General features: G+C 72.1%; 17 protein-coding genes and 1 pseudogene. All 18 read right to left on the reverse strand.

Annotation, left to right across the window (positions count from 1 at the left end):
• Positions 1 to 16: 16 nt before the first annotated feature.
• Positions 17 to 322, reverse strand: a complete 306-nt coding sequence (locus tag ACX27O_RS29330) for a DUF167 domain-containing protein (protein ID WP_210862042.1) — start codon at positions 320 to 322, stop codon at positions 17 to 19.
• Between the two features lie 11 nt (positions 323 to 333).
• Positions 334 to 1,077, reverse strand: a complete 744-nt coding sequence (locus tag ACX27O_RS29335) for a hypothetical protein (protein WP_358128114.1) — start codon at positions 1,075 to 1,077, stop codon at positions 334 to 336.
• An 80-nt stretch (positions 1,078 to 1,157) separates the two neighbouring features.
• On the reverse strand, positions 1,158 to 1,967 hold the full coding sequence (locus tag ACX27O_RS29340) for a DivIVA domain-containing protein (protein WP_036411965.1): 810 nt from the start codon (positions 1,965 to 1,967) through the stop codon (positions 1,158 to 1,160).
• 44 nt (positions 1,968 to 2,011) lie between these two features.
• Positions 2,012 to 2,317, reverse strand: coding sequence for a YggT family protein (locus tag ACX27O_RS29345; RefSeq protein ID WP_030334503.1), 306 nt, complete (start codon positions 2,315 to 2,317; stop codon positions 2,012 to 2,014).
• Positions 2,318 to 2,347: 30 nt separating this feature from the next.
• On the reverse strand, positions 2,348 to 3,040 hold the full coding sequence (locus tag ACX27O_RS29350) for a cell division protein SepF (protein ID WP_210862902.1): 693 nt from the start codon (positions 3,038 to 3,040) through the stop codon (positions 2,348 to 2,350).
• A 192-nt stretch (positions 3,041 to 3,232) separates the two neighbouring features.
• Positions 3,233 to 3,976 (reverse strand): YggS family pyridoxal phosphate-dependent enzyme, encoded by a 744-nt coding sequence (locus ACX27O_RS29355; protein ID WP_030334507.1) that lies wholly within the window; start codon positions 3,974 to 3,976, stop codon positions 3,233 to 3,235.
• Between the two features lie 9 nt (positions 3,977 to 3,985).
• Complete coding sequence (gene ftsZ / locus ACX27O_RS29360; protein WP_030334509.1) at positions 3,986 to 5,101, reverse strand: cell division protein FtsZ; 1,116 nt, start codon at positions 5,099 to 5,101, stop codon at positions 3,986 to 3,988.
• Between the two features lie 245 nt (positions 5,102 to 5,346).
• On the reverse strand, positions 5,347 to 6,165 hold the full coding sequence (locus ACX27O_RS29365; RefSeq protein ID WP_210866150.1) for a cell division protein FtsQ/DivIB: 819 nt from the start codon (positions 6,163 to 6,165) through the stop codon (positions 5,347 to 5,349).
• Positions 6,162 to 7,727 (reverse strand): UDP-N-acetylmuramate--L-alanine ligase, encoded by a 1,566-nt coding sequence (gene murC, locus ACX27O_RS29370; RefSeq protein WP_210866149.1) that lies wholly within the window; start codon positions 7,725 to 7,727, stop codon positions 6,162 to 6,164. Before murC ends, ACX27O_RS29365 begins: the two co-directional genes overlap by 4 nt.
• Positions 7,724 to 8,830 carry an undecaprenyldiphospho-muramoylpentapeptide beta-N-acetylglucosaminyltransferase gene (murG, locus tag ACX27O_RS29375; protein ID WP_030334514.1) on the reverse strand — a complete coding sequence of 369 codons (1,107 nt, stop codon included), beginning with the start codon at positions 8,828 to 8,830 and terminating at the stop codon, positions 7,724 to 7,726. Before murG ends, murC begins: the two co-directional genes overlap by 4 nt.
• On the reverse strand, positions 8,830 to 10,284 hold the full coding sequence (locus tag ACX27O_RS29380; protein ID WP_030334516.1) for an FtsW/RodA/SpoVE family cell cycle protein: 1,455 nt from the start codon (positions 10,282 to 10,284) through the stop codon (positions 8,830 to 8,832). The genes murG and ACX27O_RS29380 overlap by 1 nt, the downstream gene beginning before the upstream one ends.
• Before the next feature lie 378 nt (positions 10,285 to 10,662).
• A complete protein-coding gene (gene mraY, locus ACX27O_RS29385) occupies positions 10,663 to 11,787 on the reverse strand; it encodes a phospho-N-acetylmuramoyl-pentapeptide-transferase (RefSeq protein ID WP_030334519.1) in 1,125 nt (374 codons plus the stop codon).
• Complete coding sequence (locus tag ACX27O_RS29390; RefSeq protein ID WP_210866148.1) at positions 11,784 to 13,181, reverse strand: UDP-N-acetylmuramoyl-tripeptide--D-alanyl-D-alanine ligase; 1,398 nt, start codon at positions 13,179 to 13,181, stop codon at positions 11,784 to 11,786. Before ACX27O_RS29390 ends, mraY begins: the two co-directional genes overlap by 4 nt.
• Positions 13,178 to 14,740: a UDP-N-acetylmuramoyl-L-alanyl-D-glutamate--2,6-diaminopimelate ligase gene (locus ACX27O_RS29395; RefSeq protein ID WP_030334523.1), complete on the reverse strand. Its 1,563-nt coding sequence runs from the start codon at positions 14,738 to 14,740 to the stop codon at positions 13,178 to 13,180. Before ACX27O_RS29395 ends, ACX27O_RS29390 begins: the two co-directional genes overlap by 4 nt.
• Positions 14,741 to 14,792: 52 nt before the next feature.
• On the reverse strand, positions 14,793 to 17,000 hold the full coding sequence (locus tag ACX27O_RS29400) for a penicillin-binding transpeptidase domain-containing protein (protein WP_210866147.1): 2,208 nt from the start codon (positions 16,998 to 17,000) through the stop codon (positions 14,793 to 14,795).
• Positions 17,001 to 17,003: 3 nt separating this feature from the next.
• The gene (locus ACX27O_RS29405; RefSeq protein ID WP_030334527.1) at positions 17,004 to 17,609 is read right to left on the reverse strand and encodes a hypothetical protein; all 606 of its coding nucleotides are present in this window, start codon (positions 17,607 to 17,609) and stop codon (positions 17,004 to 17,006) included.
• A pseudogene (gene rsmH / locus ACX27O_RS29410) lies at positions 17,599 to 18,709 on the reverse strand (16S rRNA (cytosine(1402)-N(4))-methyltransferase RsmH). The gene ACX27O_RS29405 and the pseudogene rsmH overlap by 11 nt, the downstream one beginning before the upstream one ends.
• Positions 18,710 to 18,915: 206 nt before the next feature.
• Positions 18,916 to 19,347: a division/cell wall cluster transcriptional repressor MraZ gene (gene mraZ / locus ACX27O_RS29415; protein WP_030334529.1), complete on the reverse strand. Its 432-nt coding sequence runs from the start codon at positions 19,345 to 19,347 to the stop codon at positions 18,916 to 18,918.
• Between the last annotated feature and the right edge of the window lie 181 nt (positions 19,348 to 19,528).

A 19,528-nucleotide genomic window follows, 5' to 3' on the forward strand; every position in this document is an offset into this window, starting at 1 on the left:
CTTGCCCGGGCTGTCCTCACTCGGCGGATCCGTCGCGCAGGCGGCGCAGCACCTCGGGCAGCTCCGGGCCGGGCCGATCGACGATGAAGAGTTTGTCCCGGCTGGCCGCGCCGGAGCGCAGTGACACCGCGGCCCGCCGGACGCCCAGCGCGCCGGCCAACGCCCGCCGGGCCGCCTCGGTGGCCCTACCGTCCACGGCCGGATCGTGGACCGCGATCACGAGCGCGGGGCCGTGCGGGCCGTCGAAGCGGCCACCCACCCGGTCCCGGGAGGCGCCGGGCTTCACCCGCACCGCCACGGTGAGCGTGTCCTGCGCGGGCACCGGGCGCCGCTTCAGATCGGCCGGACGTCGGCGAGGAGAGCGGTCGCCGGCGCGCAGTGCGCGCACGGCGTGAAGCCGAGCTCCACGGCCTCGGCGACCGGTAACGTCTCGGGCTGCCAGCCAACCAGGTGGGGGCAGGTGGCGAGGTGGTAGCGGGGGCGGCCGTCGACGACCTCGACGGCGTCGTGCAGTCGGGCCACCCGGGCCGCCTCGGCGGCAGTGATCTGCTGGGCGGCCGGCTCGTCGACCGCCGTGACCGCGCCGTCGAACCCGTCGTCGGTCGAGGCCACCGTCGGCGACGCCGGACTGACGGGCCGGGCCCGCGAGGACACCTCGTCGGCCACGACCGGCGACGCCTCGTCGACGCGCGGCGGGTCGTACGGCGACGCCTCGTCGATCGGTGGGACGTGGTCGACCGGCGGCCCGGGTGGTTGCCGCCACCCGGTGCCGCCGGTACCAAACGTCGTGGGCACGTGCTGGACCGGCACCTCCGGCTCGACCAGCGGCGGCCCGTACGCGACATCCGGCGTGGCCTGGCTGGCCGTGCGGGGTGCGTCGGGGTGCCGCCGGTCGGTCCGGCCGGGATCCGCCATGGCGCGGTTGGCGGCTGCCTGGCGAGCGCCCACCACCAACGCCACGGCGGCCAGCAGACTGGCCGCGATGGAGATGACCAACAAGAAGCTGGAGCCACCGGCCAGGCCGAGCACCAGTAGCACCACCGCGACGAGGATGAGCAGCAGACTTGCGACTATCACGGCTCACCCCCGCCGCGTCGAACCGTCCAGGCCGGGCCGGCGACCGTCACCATTGGCGGACAGCGATCGCCGGCCGGTGCTCAGCGTCCGGCTTCGAGGGCGCCGGAGCGCCCGCCGCCGCCGTACGAACCAGCGAGGCCCGCTGCGGCCAGCCCGTTGCCGCCGGCGACCCGGCCGGCTTCGGAGCGGGTCATCTCGGCCTCGAGGCCCTGGCCACGACCGTCGAGGTCACGCAGCTGGCTCTCCAGGTACGCCTTGAGCCGGGTGCGGTACTCGCGCTCGAACTGCTTGAGCTCCTCGATGTGCTTCTGCAGGGCCGTGCGCTTGGCGTCCAGGCCGCCCATGGCCTCCTGGTGCCGCTGGCGGGCGTCCCGCTCAAGGGCGTCAGCCTTCGCGCGCGCCTCCCGGGTCACCTCCTCGGCCTTGCTGCGAGCCTCGGACAGCAGCTGGTCGGCCTCGCGGCGCGCGTCGGACACGTGGTCGTCAGCGGTGCGCTGGGCCATCATCAGCACGCGCAGAGCCTGCTGCTCACCGTCACCGGTGACGCCGCCGGCCGGGCCGCCGGTCGCGCGGACCTGCTCCAGCTCGGCCTGCATCGCGCGGGCAGCCTGCTCGGCCGCCGACTTGTCGCGCTGCACCCGGTCCAGCTGGGCCTTGACGTCGTTGAGCTCCGCCGCCAGTCGGGCGTCGCCGCCGGGGCCGGCGGGGGCACCGCCACGGCCGCCGCGCTCCACCTGGGCGCGCAGCTCGTTGTTCTCCTCGATGAGACGGGCGAGCTCGCGCTCGACCTCATCCAGGAAGGCGTCGACCTCCTCCTCGTCATACCCCCGTTTGCCGATCGGCGGCTTTTTGAAGGCGACGTTGTGGACGTCGGCCGGGGTCAGCGGCATCGAAACTCCTCGGGTCAGTTGCGGCCGCGAAAGCGCGTCGGTCATCAGGCAGATGCCCTGATCGACGGCCCTAACACGAACTCCATCAGCACGAACAGGATAACCAGGAGCACAAGGGAGGCCAGGTCGATGCTCACGGTACCAATTCGCAGCGGAGGGATCACACGCCTCAACGCGTTGAGAGGGGGATCAGTGACGCTCCACACGGATTCCAATCCTGCCGATGCTCCACGCCCCGGTTGCCAGCGACGGCCGTACTGCAGGACGGCGCTCAACACGAACCGGGACAGAAGAAGGAGCAGGAAGACATAAAGGATCAGGTACAGCACTTGCAGTAAGATCGACAACACGGTCAGCGACGTCCCTCGGGTCGGGCGGGGTCAACTCAGACTGAAAAAGCCGCCCTCAGCGATCTTGGCTTTGTCCTCAGCGGTGACCTGGACGTTAGCCGGTGAGAGCAGGAACACCCGATTGGTCACGCGCTCGATCGTACCGCGCAGGCCGAACGCCAGCCCGGCGGCGAAGTCCACCAGACGGCGGGCATCGGCCTCATCCATCTCGGTGAGATTGATGATCACCGGGACGCCGTCGCGGAAGTGCTCGCCGATGGTGCGCGCCTCGCGGTACGTGGTGGGGTGCAGCGTCGTGATCTGGTACCGCTGCTCCTCCTCGGGCAGGGCCCGCTCGCGCGCCGTGACCTGCGGCGCGAGAGCCAGGTTGTCCCGGGTGTGATAGGTCAGCGCGCCGGAGGTCTCGCCCGCCGACGACCGGGTGATCGACCGTACGCTGGACCGCTCGATCCGCTCCGGACGCTCACCGTCACCGCGCTCGGACTCGCTCAACCGCCCGCTCGGCCGCTCGGAGAGTCGACCCCGCCCGCTGTCGCGCGGCCGCGGAGCCGGCGGCTCCTCGGCGTCGTCCTCGTCGTCGTCGGCGAACTCCTCGGCGTACCGGCTCTGCCGGTAACGCGAGTCGCGGTAGCCACCCTTGTCGTAGCCACCGTCGTCGTAGGCCCGCTCGTCGTCTTCTTCGACCAGACCGAGCCAGACCCCCGCCTTGCGCAGTGCACCCATCCCGCGCCCTTCCGTCCGCCGTGCGGCACGCGCCCCCGTGCCATGTCGCCCGTCGCGAGTGGACAACCATGCCCATCGGACCGGAACGGCAATCCCCCCGGCGCGCGATTCGCGTCGCGCGCCACGACCCCCGACTAGGAGACGCCCGCCCCTGAAACAACACTGATGTAATTTGCTTGTCTCGCGGTCAGGCTACCGCAGCGTGGGACGCATTCCGAGCAACGCGCTACCGACGCGGACATGTGTCGCGCCGTAACGGATCGCGATGTCGAAATCTCCGCTCATTCCGGCGGACAACGCGGTCGCTCCCGGATGGACGACCCGAAAGGCGTCGGCGACCTCGGCGAGCCGGGCGAACGCCCGCTCCGGCTCCCACCCCAGCGGGGCGACCGCCATGAGACCGACCAGACGCAGCCCGGGCGCCTCGGCCACCGCCTCGGCCACCGGTTCCAACCCGGCGCCCGGATCCGCCGAGCCGGGCAGTGCCCCGCCCCGGGCCGCGTCGCCGTCGATGCTCACCTGAACCAGGGCGTCGAGCGGCGCCTGCCGTTCGACGGTCGCGGTGGCCAACGCCCGGGCCAGCCGGACACTGTCGACGGAGTGCACCACGTCGGCGTAACGGACCACCGAGCGGGCCTTGTTGCGCTGCAACTGGCCGATGAAGTGCCAGCGGGGACGCACCCCGGCGGCAGCCACCTCGGCGGCCTTACCGGCCGCCTCCTGGTCGCGGTTCTCCCCCATGTCGGTCACCCCGAGCCCGGCCAGCGCCACCACGTCGCTGGCCGGGTAGGTCTTCGTCACCGCGATCATCGTGACCTCGGCGCGGTCCCGGCCGGCCTGCGCGCAGGCGTCATCGATCCGGGACCGAACCTGTGCGAGACCGGCCGCGAGTTCGGCGCGCCGATCCGGTCGTACCGTGGCTGAGCTGTCGGTCATCGGCGGTGCTCAGGACCCGTTCTTGAGGAAGTCGGGAACGTCGACGTCGTCGAAGAGCACGCGACGTGGCGACTGGGCCGGCGCCGGGTTGGTGGCCGGAGCTGGCACCGGGGTGCTCTGCGGTGCCGGCTGGTTGGTGTTGCTCTTGCGGGTCGGCTCGGCCGCCTTGTACGCGGGCGTGCCGCCGTCGAAGCCCGCCGCGATGACCGTCACCCGCACCTCGTCACCGAGCGCGTCGTCGATGACCGCGCCGAAGATGATGTTGGCGTCCGGGTGGGCCGCGTCGGTGACCAACTGGGCGGCATCGTTGATCTCGAACAGGCCCAGGTCGGACCCACCGGCGATGGAGAGCAGCACGCCCCGCGCGCCGTCCATGCTCTGCTCCAGCAGCGGGCTGGAGATGGCCGCCTCGGCCGCCTCGACCGCGCGGTTCTCGCCACGGGCGCTGCCGATGCCCATCAACGCGCTGCCGGCGCCGCTCATCACGCTCTTGACGTCGGCGAAGTCCAGGTTGATCAGACCCGGGGTGGTGATCAGGTCGGTGATGCCCTGCACACCCGAGAGCAGCACCTGGTCGGCCGTGCGGAACGCGTCCATCATGCTGATGTTGCGGTCACCCAGGGCCAGCAGCCGGTCGTTCGGGATGACGATCAGCGTGTCGCACTGGTTGCGGAGTTCGTCTATTCCCGACTCGGCCTGCACCTGGCGGCGCTTGCCCTCGAAGGAGAACGGCCGGGTCACCACGCCGATGGTCAGCGCGCCGAGCTTGCGGGCGATGTTGGCCACCACCGGCGCGCCGCCGGTGCCGGTGCCGCCGCCCTCGCCGCAGGTCACGAAGACCATGTCGGCGCCCTTGAGCACTTCCTCGATCTCGTCGCGGTGGTCCTCGGCGGCGTTCTTGCCGACGTCCGGGTTGGCCCCGGCCCCCAGGCCACGGGTCAGCTCGCGCCCGACGTCGAGCTTGACGTCGGCGTCGCTCATCAGCAGCGCCTGCGCGTCGGTGTTGATCGCGATGAACTCGACGCCCTTGAGCCCAACCTCGATCATCCGGTTGACGGCGTTGACGCCGCCACCCCCGATGCCGACGACCTTGATGACCGCCAGGTAGTTGTGCGGAGGTGTCATCTCCGGTCCTTTCCTTCGAGATTGGCTTCGGCCGACCGGGTACGGCGTGGCCAGCCCAGCGGCCGACAACAGCTGTCACCAGCGAGGATCAGGGGTGAACCCTAACCCTCTACTAGAGGCTTACAGTTATGTCAACCACTGATCCTCTTCGGGGCAACGTAAGCGCCACCGCCCGATGAGCCAAGGACCCGGGCGGCGTGTCGCCGAGCGGAGCGCGACGGGTCACCTCCCCGCACGCTCACCGGTCAACGGAAGGTCACCACATCCGGCGCACTCACGTCGATCCGGTCGGTGTCCTCGTCGAGCAGCGCGGTGGCCACTCGGGCCTTGTCAGTGCCCCGCGTCGCGTCCCCCCAGATCACCGTCCGGTCCCCCCGCAACCGCAGGCTGATCCGGGCCAGCCCTTCCACGTTCACGTCCACCAGCTCCGCGCGCAGCTGCGGCGTCAGCGCGACGAGCACCTCCAGCCCGGCCCGGGTGCCCGGGTCGTCGGCGGCCGGCCGGGCCACCGTCACCTGCGGCAGGCCGGCCGGGCGTCGCTCCACCGTCCGGAACGCCACCCCGCTCCCGTCGATCATGGCGAACGCCTCCCCCTGCGGCACCACCGCCACCGCGGTCCGCTCGGTCACCCGCACCACCAGCGCGTCGGGCCAGTCCCGGGACACCGTGGCCCGCTCCACCACCGGCAGCGCGCCGACCCGTCGGGCCGCGGCGGCCAGGTCCACCCGGGCCAACGGCACCCCGTCCGGAACGCCGACCGCGTCGTGCACCTGCACCGGAGTGGCCAGCTTCGCACCCTCCACCCGCACCTCACGCACGCCGAACAGCCCGGTGCCGAGCACCGTCCAGGCGACCAGCCCGGCCAGGGCGAGCACCCCGGCGGCCACCGCCCACGGCAGCGCCGCACGCATGCGACGCTGCCGGGCACGCGCCATGAACCGGCGGGTCGACGGCGGCACCGCGTCGCGGCCCGCCCGGACCAGCTGCCACCGCCGGGCCGGACCTCGGCGCGGGGCGCCGCCGTCGGCGGCGCTGGTCCGCCCCCGGGCCGGGCCGGGACTCATCCGGCCGTCGGCGCCGAGCCGCCGGGCACGGCGGTGCCACCGAGAGCCGCACCGTCGCCACCGGACGTGGCCCCACCCGGCACCGGATCACCGATCGCCGGGGAGGTGGCCACCGGGTCGACGGTCGCGGTGGATGCCGAGCCGGCCGTACGCTCACCCAGGGCGGCCAGCAGCTCGTCGCCCATCAGCGAGATCGGCGGGGCGCCCATGGTGACCACCACGTCCCCCGAACGGGCCCGACGGGCCACCTCGACCGGGGCCTGCTCCCACGACTCCACAAAGACCTTGCGGTCGGCGGGCAGCTCCACCGCCGCGATCAGCGCCGCCGAGCCCTCGCCGGGCTGACGCAACTCACCCGGCCCGAAGACCTCCAACAGCACCACCTCGTCGGCGATGGCCAACGCCGCGGCGATCTCCGCCTGGTTGTCGCGGGTGCGGTACAGCCGGTACGGCTGGAAGACCACGATCAGCCGGCCGTCCCCGGCGACCTCGCGCAGCGTCTGCATCGCCAACGTCATCGACGTCGGGTGGTACGCGTACTCGTCGTAGACCAGCACGCCGTCCGCGACACCCTTGCGCTCGAAGCGCCGACGCACGCCGGGGAAGACCGCCAGCGCGGCCTCCGCCGCCTCCAGCGGCAACTCCAGCAGGTACGCGGTCAGCACCGCGGCGGCGCTGTTCAGCCCCATGTGCCGTCCCGGCACCGGCAGCCGGAACTCGCCCAGCGACCGTCCGTCGATGGCGGCCAGGTAGCGCACCCCCCGGGCGGAGGAGACCATCTCGGTCAACCGCAGGTCGGCGTCGTCCGCCTCGCCGTAGGTGAACACCCGCCGCCCCTCGGACCGCAGGCTCTCGGCCAGCCGTCGACCGCCCGGATCGTCGGCGCAGGTGATGATGAAACCGTTCGGGTCGGTGAGACGGGCGAACTCCACGAACGCCGCCTCCAGCGTCGCGTAGTCACCGTAGGTGTTCAGGTGGTCCGCCTCGATGTTCGTGATGATCGAGACGTACGGGCGGTAGATGAGGAACGAGCGGTCGCTCTCGTCCGCCTCGACCACGAAATGCTCGCCGGTGCCGTGGTGCGCGCCCGAGCCGACCTCGGAGATCTCCCCGCCGATCACGAAGGACGGGTCCACCCCGGCCTGCTGGAGCACCATCGTCACCATCGAGGTGGTGGTGGTCTTGCCGTGCGTGCCGGCGACGGCCACGGCGCGACGGCCGGTCATCGCCGCCGCGAGCGCCTCCGAGCGGTGCAGCACCCGCAGGCCGCGCCGACGCGCCTCGACCAGCTCCAGGTGGTCCTGGGGAATCGCCGACGAGTAGACGACGGTGTCGACCCCGTCGAGGTTGCTGACCTCGTGGCTGAGGTGGATGGTGCCGCCGAGCGCCCGCAGGCCCGCCAGCGACGGCCACTCCCGCAGGTCGCTGCCGGAGACCCGGATGCCCCGGGTGAGCAGCAGCCGGGCCACGCCGAGCATGCCCACCCCACCCACCCCGATCAGGTGGACGGCGCCCAGGTCCTCGGCGGTGAGCGTGCCGGCCGGGGTGAACTGCGCGGTCACCGGGCCACCGCCGCCAGTACGAAGGAACGCAGGGCCTCGTCGCCGTCGCGCCGGCCGTACGACGCTGCGGCGGCACCCATCGTGTACAGCCGCTGCGGGTCGCGGATGAGCGGGATGACGGTGCGCTCCAGCCAGTCCGGGGTGAGCTCCGCGTCGTCGACCAGCAGCCCTCCACCGGCCTCCACCACCGGCAGCGCGTTGCGCCGCTGCTCCTGGTTGCTGTGCGGGTACGGCACGTAGATCGTGGGCAGCCCGATCGCGGCCACCTCGGCGACGGTCATCGCCCCGCCCCGGGCCAGCATCAGGTCGGCGGCGGCGTAGCCCAGCTCCATCTCCGACAGGTACGGCAGCGTCACGTACGGCACCGGCAGGTCGGTGGGGATCGGCACCGGCTCGTTGCGGGCACCCATCACGTGCAGCACCTGCACGCCGTTGCGGGCCAGTTCCTTGGCCGCGCCGGAGACCGCCAGGTTGATCGAGCGGGCGCCGGACGAGCCGCCGGAGACGAAGAGCACCGGCAGGTCCGGGCGGAGCCCGAAGTGGGCGCGGGCGGCGTTGCGCAGCGCGTACCGGTCCAGACCGGTGATGGCGCGGCGCAGCGGCACCCCGACCACTGTGGCGTCCCGCAACGACTCGGCCTGGCTCGGCTGGTTCGGGAAGCCGACGGCGACGTTCTTGGTGAACTTCATGCCCAGCCGGTTGGCCACGCCCGGTGGCACGTTCACCTCGTGGATCACCATGGGCAGCTCACGACGCCACGCGGCCAGGTAGGCGGGCACCGAGACGTACCCGCCGAAGCCGACGACCACCTCGGCGCGCACCTCGTCGATCACCTTGCCCGCCGCGCGGGCCGCCGTCCACATCCGGCCCGGGGTACGGACCAGGTTCATGTTGACCGACCGGGGCAGCTGGTACGCCGGGATCTGCCGCAGGTCGTAGCCCTGCGGCGGGATCAGGTCGTTCTCCATGCCCCGGGGTGTGCCGAGGCAGGTGATCCGGACGCCCGGGTCGTGTCGGCGCAGGCAGTCGGCGAAGGCGAGCAGCGGGTAGACGTGCCCCCCGGTGCCACCTCCCGCGAGCACCACCGAACGCAGCGGACCCATCAGCGTCTCCTCTCGCTCGCCGTACCCCTGCGGTTGCGGTCCTGGCGGACCCCGCGCGGCACGGCCTGGTCGTCGTGGCGCCGCTCGCGGGACCGGGGCACTGACCCTCGGCCAGCGGGCGGCGACGCCGGCCGGCGACGCCGGCCGGGAAGCGGCGGCAACGGGGCCCAGAGTAGTCGGACCCACCGGGCCGGCGGACGGGCATGCAGTGCTCTGGCCGCATCGGGTTCGGCGCGGGCGAAGGACGCCAGCATGCCGATGCCGGCCAACGTCACCACCAGGGCACTTCCGCCGTCGGAGATGAACGGCAGCGGCAGGCCGGTGATCGGCAGCAGCCCGACCACCCCACCGATATTGATCACGGCCTGGCTGACCAGCCAGGTGGTCACGGCCGTGGCGGCGAGCCGGCGGAACGGGTCGTCGACCCGTCGGGCGATCCGGAACCCGGTGTACGCGAGGACCGCGAACAGGCTGAGCACCACGGTGCAGCCGATCACGCCCAGCTCCTCGGCGATGATCGCGAAGATGAAGTCGTTGTGCGCCTCGGGCAGCCAGTCCCACTTCAGGCTGCCCTTGCCCAGCCCGACACCGAACCAGCCGCCGTGCTCGATGGCCAGCCGCCCCTGGTAGAACTGCAGGCAGTCGTTGAGTTTGCAGGTCTCCGGGTCCGGTGGGTTGAAGAACATGTCCAGCCGCGCGAGCCGGTAGTTGTCCGCGCCGCGCTCGCCGGAGCCGGCGCCCAGCGAGGCCACCGCGACGAGCAGGCCGATCCCGACCAGACCGGCCGCCGCCAGGGCGCCGAACACCCGCATCCGCACCCCCGCGGCCCAGAGCAGGCCGACGACCAGGGCCAGCAGGCAGAGCATCGTGCCCGTGTCGTTGTAGCCGACCAGGACGAAGAGCAGGCCCACGATCGGGAACAGCGGGGTGGCCAGCTCGCGCCACCAGCCCAGCGCGGCGCCCTTGCGGGCGACCAGGTGCGCGCCCCAGAGCACCATCGCGAACTTGGCCAGCTCGGACGGCTGCAGCTGGATCCCGCCGATGAACAGCCAGTTCAGCCGTGCCTCGACCGGGCCGATCTGCCCTGACTCCTGCCGGGTCAGCCGGGCGTAGGCGAGCAGCAGGTTGAGCAGCAGCAGCAACCCGATCGAGGTGAACAGCAGCGGCCGGCCCAGCGACCGGTAGGTGCTGGCCGGCAGGCGCTGGCAGATCCAGAAGGCGCCGATGCCGATCACCGCGAAGATGGCCTGCTTGGTCACCGAGGCCGAGGCGTTGCCGTCCTCGGCGTAGTCCTTGACGCTGGTCGCCGAGAAGACCATGGTCAGCCCGATCAGCAGCAGCAGGCCGGCGCAGGACAGCAGCAGGTAGTAGGAGGTCAGCGGTCGGTCCAGCAGGCCGCGCAGCGCGGCGAGGCCACCGGCCGCGTCGATGCCGCGCAGCGGGGTGGCCGCCACGGCCTCCGGCTCGCGTCCCGCCGGCCCGGACTCCCGCGCCCCCGGCCCGGACTCCCGGGCCGCCGCGCCGGGCTCCGGGCCGCGCGCCCCGGCGGTCACCGGTGTACGCGCCGCGCTCGGCGACCGTCGCGGCCGTCCGACAGTCCCATCCCCGGTGCCGATTTCCTCCCCCACCCCGACATCATCACCGCTGAACACGCCCCACCGCCCCACAACGCCCCACCGGGCGTGTCGAACCCGCCCCACCGCACTCCCCCGACACCGCCCACCCACGTCGATCTTGCACTTTCTGTGCCGACAAAACACCCGTGAAAGGACGTTTCGTCAACCGAAACTGCAAGATCGACGGGTGAGAGGGTGAGAGGGGGCGGGGGCGGGTCAGGTCATGTTGGCGAGGAACTCGCTGTAGAACAGGCCCAGGGCGATGGCCACGCCGATGCCGGCGATGATCCAGAAGCGCACCACGATGTTGACCTCACTCCAGCCGGCCAACTCGAAGTGGTGCTGCAGAGGAGACATCCGGAAGACCCGTTTACCGGTGGTCTTGAAGGAGATGATCTGGATCACCACGGACATCGTGATGATCACGAAGAGTCCGCCGATGATCGGCAGCAGCAGGATGGTGCGGGTGGACATCGCCATGCCGGCGATCAGACCGCCCAGCCCGAGCGCCCCCGTGTCACCCATGAAGATCCGGGCCGGAGAGGTGTTCCACCACAGGAAGCCCACACAGGCCCCGGCCGCCGCCCCGGCGATCAGCGCGATCTCCAACGGGTCGCGGACCTCGTAGCAGTACGGCTGGGTGTAGTTCGGGTCGGCGCACCAGTGCCGGTACTGCCAGAACGCGATCAGCGCGTACGCGGCGAGCACCATCACCGACGCGCCGGTGGCCAGACCGTCCAGACCGTCGGTGAGGTTGACGCCGTTCGTCGCCGCCATCACCACGAAGATGAAGATGATCACCGCGCCGACCTTGCTGACCTCCAGGAAGTCGATGTCCCGGATGAAGCTCAGCGTGGTGCTGCCCACCGTCTCGGTGTTGGTCGCCAGACCCGAACCGTTGGTCATCGTGCTCGGGAACCACAGCGCGATCACCCCGAAGACCGCACCGACCAGGATCTGCCCGAGCAACTTGCCGCGCTTGTTCAGCCCGGCACTGTTGCGCTTGCGCACCTTGAGGAAGTCGTCGAGGAAACCCACAGCGCCGGAGAAGACCATCAGACCCAGCAGCACCAGGGCGGTGATGGTCGGCTCCACCTGGGCGATCTGCTGGTCCGGCAGGGTGGTCAGGGCGAGGTGCCCGGCCACGTACGCGATCACCGTGGCCAGGATGAAGACCACGCCGCCCATCGTGGGCGTGCCCTTCTTGCCCTGGTGCATGGCGGGGCCGTCGGACCGGATCGGCTGACCGGCCTTGAGCCGGGTGAACACCTTGATCGCGATCGGGGTGCAGAAGAGCGAGACGAGGAAGGCCACCCCGATGGCGACGATGACCGCCCTCATCGGGTCGACTCCCCGTCGGCGTCGGCGCGCAGGGCGTCGGCCACCTCCCAGGTCCGGTACCGGGAACCCTTGACCAGGACGACGTCACCCGGTCGTAGCTCGTTCCGCAGCACCTCGACGGCCGCCGCCTGATCGGTGAGCAGCACCGACTCTCCTCCCCAGTTCGCTACCGCTGTCGCGCCTTCGTGGATCGGCGCAGCCGGCTCACCCACCACGAGCAGCCGGTCGACACCCAGCTCGGCCGCGAGTCGGCCGACCTCGGCGTGGCCGTCGTACTCGAACGGGCCCAGCTCGGCCATGTAACCAAGCACCGCGACGGTACGCCGCCCCTGACCCATGCTGGCCAGAGCCCGCACCGCCACCGCCATCGAGGCCGGGTTGGCGTTGTACGAGTCGTCGATCACGGTCACCCCGTCGGGACGGTCGAAGACGTCCATCCGGCGGGTCGAGACCAACCCCAGCTCGCCCAGGGCCGTGGCCAGCTCGGCCAGCGGCATACCCAGCTCCCGGGCGACCGCCGCCGCCGCGAGCGTGTTCCCGACCTGGTGACGGCCGGCCAACCGAAGCCGCACCGGCGCGCGTCCCTCCGGGGTGACCAGGGTGTACGACGGGTGCCCCCGCTCGTCGAGCGTGACGTCCTCGGCGCGCACGTCGGCGTCGGGCGCCTCGCCGTAGCGGACCACCCGGGCCCGCGTACGGCCCGCCATCGCGTCCACCCTGGGGTCGTCGGCGTTGAGCACGGCCAGCCCGTCCGGCGGCAGCGCCTCCACCAGCTCGCCCTTGGCCTGCGCGATGGCGTCCTGCGAGCCGAACTCACCGATGTGCGAGGTGCCGACGTTGAGCACCACGGAGATCTGGGGCGGCACCAGCTCGCACAGGTACCGCACGTGCCCGACCCCGCGCGCGCCCTTCTCCATCACCAGGTAGCGGGTGTCCGGGTCAGCCTGCAGCGCGGTGTACGGGTGGCCCAGCTCGTTGTTGAACGAGCCGGGCGGTGCCACGGTGGCCCCGAGCCGGGCGGTCAGCTGACCGATCAGGTCCTTCGTGGTGGTCTTGCCGGACGAACCGGTCACGCCGATCACGGTCAGCCCGGGCAGCCGGTCCACCGCGGCGCGGGCCAGTCGACCCATCGCGGTCAGGGCGTCGTCGACGAGCACCATCGGCACCCCGGGCACCTCGCGGCTGCCGAGCACCGCCACCGCGCCGGCCTGGATCGCCGTCTGAGCGTAGTCGTGCCCGTCGACCTTCTCCCCCGGGAAGGCCACGAAGAGCGAACCGGGGCCCACCTTGCGCGAGTCGAACTCCACCGAACCGGTGACGGTGACGTCCGGGTCGGCGGACACCAGCCGACCGTCGACAGCGGCGGCCACCTCGGCCAGGCTCAGCGCGATCACCGCTGGCCCGCCAGGTCCCCGAAGCGGGCCCGCAGGGCCTCGGCCAACTCGGTGCTGTCGTCGAACGGAAACACCTCGCCCGCCACCTCCTGGCCACGCTCGTGTCCCTTGCCGAGCAGCGCGATCACGTCGCCCGGCTCGGCCAGCCGGACCGCCTCGTCGATCGCGGCACGGCGGCCCGCCACCTCGATGATCCGGGCGGACGTGCCGGCCCGGTACGCCCCGGCGAGCACCTCGGCGCGGATCTCCCCCGGGTCCTCGGTACGCGGATTGTCGTCGGTCACCAGCACCACGTCGGCTCCCTCCGCCGCGGCGGCACCCATCACCGGCCGCTTGCCCCGGTCCCGGTCCCCGCCGGCGCCGATCACACAGATCAGCCGGCCGGCGCTCAACTCGCGCAACGCGGCCAGCGCGGCCACTATCGCGTCCGACTTGTGGGCGTAGTCGACCACCCCGCGCACCGGCGCGGCCACGTCGACAAGCTCCAGCCGGCCCGGGACGCCACCGCAGGCGGCCACACCGGCCGCGGCGGTCACCGGGTCGACCCCGGCGCCGACCAGCGCGGCGATGGCCAGCAGCGCGTTGGCCACGTTGTGTCGACCGGGCAGCGCGACACCGGCGGAGAGGGCCACCCCGTCCGGGCCGTGCGCGGTGAACCGCTGTGCGTACCCCTCGCCGCCCACCCCGTCGGCCCACCAGGTCGCACCCTGGTCACCGGCCGCCGAATAGGTGACGGTGCCCGGCTTGAGCAGCGGCTTCAACGCCGGGTCGTCGTGGTTGAGCACCTCGACGGCGCAGCGCCCGTCGAAGAGCTGGGCCTTCGCGGCGAAGTAGTCGTCGCTGTCGGCGTGGAAGTCCAGGTGGTCCGAGCCGAAGTTGGTGTAGCCCCCGACAGCGAACCGCACCCCGCCCACCCGGCCCATGGCCAGGGCGTGGCTGGAGACCTCCATGACCACGGCGGTGACCCCACGCTCGCGCGCGGTGGCCAGCATGGCGTGCAGGTCGGTCGCCTCGGGGGTGGTGCGCACACTGTCGATCACCAGGTCACCGAGCCGGGTCTCCACCGTGCCGACCAGCCCGGTGGTGTGCCCGGCGGCCCGCAGCCCCGACTCGATCAGGTACGCGGTGGACGTCTTGCCGGCGGTGCCGGTCACCCCGATCACGGTGAGACCGGCGGTCGGGTCGCCGTACACGGCCGAGGCCAGTTCGCCGAGCACGGCGCGCGGGTCGGGCACCACCAGGGCGGGCAGACCACTCTGCGCCGCCAGCTCCGCGCCCGCCGGGTCGGTCAGCACCGCCACGGCACCCGCCTCGGCGGCACCGGTGGCGAACTCCGCACCGTGCCGGCGGGCACCGGGCAGCGCCGCGTACAGGTCGCCGGAGCGGACCTCCTGGCTGGCGTGGGTGACCCCGGTGACGACCACCGCGGCGGCGTCCGCCGGGAGGTCGACGGCGAGCCGGATGGCGAGATCACCGAGCCGAACTCCGGTCACGGTACGTGGACGTGGATTGCCGGGCACGGCGTCAGACCCTACCCGGTCGTCCGGTTCCGGCCGCACAGCCGCCCCGGTGGTTCGTCGGCACTCACCGATGATGTCCCGCCATTGCTGCTCAGCGCGGATAGACCACAAACTTGGGCGCGGATCCGGCGGCGGAAGGTGGCACCCGGTAGTGACGCAGAGTGAACTGCATCATGTCCCGGAACGCCGGCCCGGCGACCGCCGCGCCCCCGTTGTTGGGTGCGTACACGAAGACCGAGATCACGTACCGGGGGTTCTCGGCGGGAGCCATCCCGATGAAGGAGGACACCTCACCGGGCTGCTTCTTGCCGTTCACCAGCCGCCACCCGGTTCCGGTCTTGCCGGCGACCCGGTAGCCGGGGACGGCGGCCGTCAGACCGGTGGCGCGGTCGACGGTGGTGACCGCCTCCAGCATGGTGCGCAGGGCCGCCGCGTTCTGTGGGCTGAGCACCGAGCGGGTCACCGGGGCCGGCGCGGGGGTGCGCTTGCCGTCCGGGCCGATCACCTCCTTGACCAGGTGCGGCTGCACGTACGTGCCGTTGTTGGCGATGGCGGCGTACGCGGCGGTCATCTGCAGCGGCGTGGCGTCGACGCTGTGCCCGATCGGCACCGACCCGTACGACGACCCGCTCCACTCATCGGCCGGCAACAGGCGCCCGCTGGCCTCCCCGGGCATCCCCTCACCGGTGGGCTTACCCAGCCCGAACCGCTTCTGGTAGTCGATCAGCCGGTCCCGGCCGAGCCGGTCGGCGACAGTGATGGCGCCGACGTTGGACGAGTAGGCGAGCATGCCCGGGATGCTCATCCGCTTGCCGTCGGCCGGGTGGGTGTCGGGGAACCAGGTGTCGCCCATCTTGATGCCGTTGGCGACGGGGAACGTGGTGTCCGGGGTGATCACCCCCTCCTGCAGCGCCGCGCCGTAGGTGATCGCCTTGTGCACCGAGCCCGGGTCGACCACGAAGCTGGTCGCGGCGTCCTCCCGGGCGACCGGGTCGCTGGGGAGCGGCTTCGCCGCGTCGTAGGTGGGGTTGCTGGCCTGGGCCAGCACCGCGCCGGAGGGAATCTCCATGATCACGGCGGCGCCGGTGCCGCCCGGCACCTTGGCCATGCCCGCGCTGAGGATCTGCTGGGTGCGGAACTGCAGGTCACGAACGATGGTGAGGCTCAGGGAGCTGCCCGGCTTGGCGGGAGTGGTCCGGCTGTAGCCGCCCGGGATCGGCGCTCCGAGGTCGCCGAGGCCGGCCTCGTACACCCGCTTGCCGTCCTGCCCGGCGAGCACGTCGTCGTAGCGGGCCTCCAGCCCTTCCAGGCCGTCCATGTCCTGGCTGGTGAAGCCGATCAGGTTGGCCGCCAGGTCACCGCCGGGCACGTCGCGACGTTCGTCGCGGTGCACCCCGATACCGGGCAGCTCCAGCGCCTGCACCCGCTTGGCGGTCGGGATCTCCACACCCCGCGCCAGGTAGGCGAACGTGGACGCGATGCCGTTCTCCAGCTTGCGCGGCCTCATCAGCTCCATCAGCTTCGACACCGGGATGCCGAGCAGCGGCGAGAGCGCCTTCGCGGTGCCGGCGGAGTCTTCGACCTTGGTCGGGTCGGCGTACACGTACCGCGCCTCGACGCTGCGGGCCAGCGGCGCGCCGGTGCTGTCGTAGATCGCGCCGCGCGGCGCCGGCAGCTCGACGGTGCGAGTCCGGTCGGTGACGCCGCCCCCGGCGTAGGCCGGGGCGTCGACCGCCTGGAGGAAGATCAACCGGATCCCGATGACGGCGAACAGGGTCAGCGCGAGCACGGTGCCCAGCCGCAGCCGCAGCCGCGAGTCGGCGAGCTTCGGTGGGCGTCGCGGCTTGCGGGACGGCCGCCGGGCCGCCGGTCGGTCGGTGCGACGCGGCGCGCGTGGCGTGGTGCGGCGACGCGGCGGCGGCTCGTCCCCACCGGGACCCCGTGGGGTACGCGGCACGACGGTCCGCACCACCCCACCGCGTCCGGCGGCCGGAGCGTCGCGCCGGCCGGAACGGGCGGCGGCCCGGCCGCCGTCGAGCACCTGCAACGCCGGCCGGAACGGGTCACCGGAGCGGGTGCTGCGCGGCGTACGCCGCTGCTCGGCACCCTGGCCACGGGTCGGCGTGCCGCGCTCCTCGCGGACCGTGCGACCCCTCGGGGTGTACGCGCGCGCGCCGGAGATGCCCCCGATGCCCGGCTCGCCGGTGCGCGGCTCGCCGTCGACGGGCTTGGCATCACGTGCAGAACCGCGCCGGGACCCCGTAGGGTCCCGGCGCGGCTCGTCCGACCTTGGTGGCACCGGTCAGCCTCCCGCACCCTGGCTGGTCACCGACGGCTGGCCGTTGGCCGGCTGCGGCACCTCGAGGGTCTTGCCGTCCGGCAGCCGGATGTAGCCGGGCTCGCCGGCGTCGACCAGACCCAGCCGCCGCGCCTCGGCGGTCAGGTTGCCCGGCGCCTCGGCCTCGGCGATCTGCTTGTCCAGCTGCTGCTTCTCCAGGTCCAGTCGAGCCTGCTGCTGCTGCAACCGCTCCAACCGGAACGCGTTCTCATTGATCTTGGTGTTGACCGCCAGGATGCCCAGCACCCCGCCGACCACCAGCACCACGATCAGCGCCGCGAACGGCGCACGCGGCACCGAGATCGGCGGCGGCGGCGCCACCCGCAACCGGGGCGGGCGGGCGACGGTCGCACTGCCGGCCTTCTCGACCGGACGCAGCGCGGCGGTGCCCTGAGTCGGGAACTCGCGCGCCCCCCGGGCGCGAGTCTCCCCCTGCCGGTTCACTCGATCGATGCGTGGCGTACCGTTTCCGAGGCGTGGAGCCCGCTCCGCCGCGATCCGGCCCCCCGACCGCGGTGCGCGCTGCCCGCCGCCGGTGACGTCCCGGCGGTCGCGCTTGTCAATGCTCATGTCCCTCCCCCTCAACATCCGTCCCTCTAGCCGTCCCGGTGCCCCTGACCCCCCACGGATCAGGCGGACCCCGTGCCCGGTTGGTGCATTCCCTTCACCCGTCGGCGGGACCGTTCGCGGTCGGTCCGCCCAAGCTCTGTCGCGTTCGGGTCGAGTCGCTCCGCGGCCCGCAGCCGCACCGAGGCGGCCCGCGGGTTCGCGGCGACCTCCGCCTCCCCGGGCAGTTCGGCGCCCCGGCTGAGCAGCCGGAACGTCGGACCGGACCCGGGAAGCTCGACCGGGAGGTCAATCGGGCCCTTACTGCGGACCCGGTCCGTGAGGGCCGCCTTGGTGAGCCTGTCCTCCAGCGAGTGGTAGGACAGGACCACCATGCGACCGCCCACGGTCAGTGCGTCGAGTGCGGATGGCAACGCTGTCTCCAGCGCTGCCAGCTCTCTGTTTACCTCGATCCGTAAAGCCTGAAACGTTCTCTTTGCCGGGTGACCGCCCGTTCGTCGGGCTGGCGCCGGAATGGAGTCCCGAACCAGCTCCGCCAGCAGCGCGGACGAGGTGATCCGGGCCCGCTCCCGCTGCCGGATGATCGCCGAGGCGATCCGACCGGCGAACTTCTCCTCGCCGTAGACCCGCAGCACCCGGGCCAGATCCGGATGCGCGTACGTGTTGACCACCTCCTCGGCGGTCACCCCCCGGGTCTGGTCCATCCGCATGTCCAGCGGCGCGTCCTGGGCGTACGCGAACCCGCGGTCGGGCGCGTCCAACTGCAACGACGAGACACCCAGGTCGAACAGGATGCCGTCGATGGCCGGATAGCCCAGCCGCTCCAGCACGTCCGGCAACTCGTCGTAGACGGCGTGCTCCAGGTGCACCCGATCGGCGAACCGGGCCAACCGGACCCGCGCGTGAGCGAGCGCCTCGGTGTCCCGGTCGAGCCCGATCAGGACCGTCTCCGGATGCGCCTCGAGCACCGCCTCCGCGTGCCCGGCCAGGCCGAGCGTCGCGTCGACGTAGACCGTCCGGCCGCCTCGACCCAGCGCGGGGGCCAGCAGCTCGAGGCACCGCTCGAGCAGCACCGGCACGTGCGTGCCGCGCAACTCCCCCATGTTGACCCCCACTGGTTGAAACGTCCGTTCTTGTCGTGCGCCTGTCGTCGGACGGCGCTGCCGTCGTACCGCCAGATCCCCATCCGCTCCCGCCTGACACCGGACCGTCGCCCAGTGACTGGATCGTGCGCCTGGCACCGGGGAAGTGATGCCAGGAACTCGAAAGCGGCTGGAGATCTCGCAGTACGTCGGGCGCCGTTACCGCCCTACAGACCGCCGGGCAGCACCCCCTCCTCGATGTCGGCGAAGTCGTCTTCGCTCTCGGCGAGGTAGGTCTCCCAGGCGACCTTGTCCCAGATCTCCACCCGCGTGCTCGCGCCGATCACCACCAACTCGCGGTTGAGTGCGGCGTAGGCGCGCAGGTGGGCCGGAATGGTCACCCGACCCTGCTTGTCCGGAACCTCGTCGTGCGCACTGGCGAAGAAGACCCGGCTGTAGGCCCGGGCCGCCTTGTGTGTCATCGGCTGTGCGCGCAACTGCTCCGCGATCCGCTGGAACTCAGGAGTCGGGAAGACGTAGAGGCAGCGCTCCTGCCCTTTGGTGACCACGACACCCCCCGCCAGCTCATCCCGGAACTTCGCCGGAAGGATCAACCGGCCCTTTTCGTCCAGGCGCGGAGTGTGGGTGCCGAGAAACATCGGCCCAACCCCCTCGCCCTTGAGCGGCGTTCGCGGCGCCGCTGACCCCCCGGGCCGGTGAGCCCTCCCGGCCTCACCATTGGTCCCCACTCTACTCCACTTCCCTCCACCCGCAACCAAATTCACCCGCGCGGCGCGCCTTACTCGGGGGCAAAACCGCACGTCACGAGGGGTGGAGCGG

Source organism: Micromonospora sp. SD19 (genome assembly GCF_054462275.1).

Coding starts and splice junctions, on each gene's coding strand:
- ACX27O_RS29355 (WP_030334507.1), bottom strand. CDS start 3,976: ATGACCGACAGCTCAGCCACGGTACGACCGGATCGGCGCGCCGAACTC.
- ACX27O_RS29340 (WP_036411965.1), bottom strand. CDS start 1,967: ATGCCGCTGACCCCGGCCGACGTCCACAACGTCGCCTTCAAAAAGCCG.
- ftsZ (WP_030334509.1), bottom strand. CDS start 5,101: ATGACACCTCCGCACAACTACCTGGCGGTCATCAAGGTCGTCGGCATC.
- ACX27O_RS29350 (WP_210862902.1), bottom strand. CDS start 3,040: ATGGGTGCACTGCGCAAGGCGGGGGTCTGGCTCGGTCTGGTCGAAGAA.
- murG (WP_030334514.1), bottom strand. CDS start 8,830: ATGGGTCCGCTGCGTTCGGTGGTGCTCGCGGGAGGTGGCACCGGGGGG.
- ACX27O_RS29365 (WP_210866150.1), bottom strand. CDS start 6,165: ATGAGTCCCGGCCCGGCCCGGGGGCGGACCAGCGCCGCCGACGGCGGC.
- mraY (WP_030334519.1), bottom strand. CDS start 11,787: ATGAGGGCGGTCATCGTCGCCATCGGGGTGGCCTTCCTCGTCTCGCTC.
- ACX27O_RS29405 (WP_030334527.1), bottom strand. CDS start 17,609: ATGAGCATTGACAAGCGCGACCGCCGGGACGTCACCGGCGGCGGGCAG.
- mraZ (WP_030334529.1), bottom strand. CDS start 19,347: ATGTTTCTCGGCACCCACACTCCGCGCCTGGACGAAAAGGGCCGGTTG.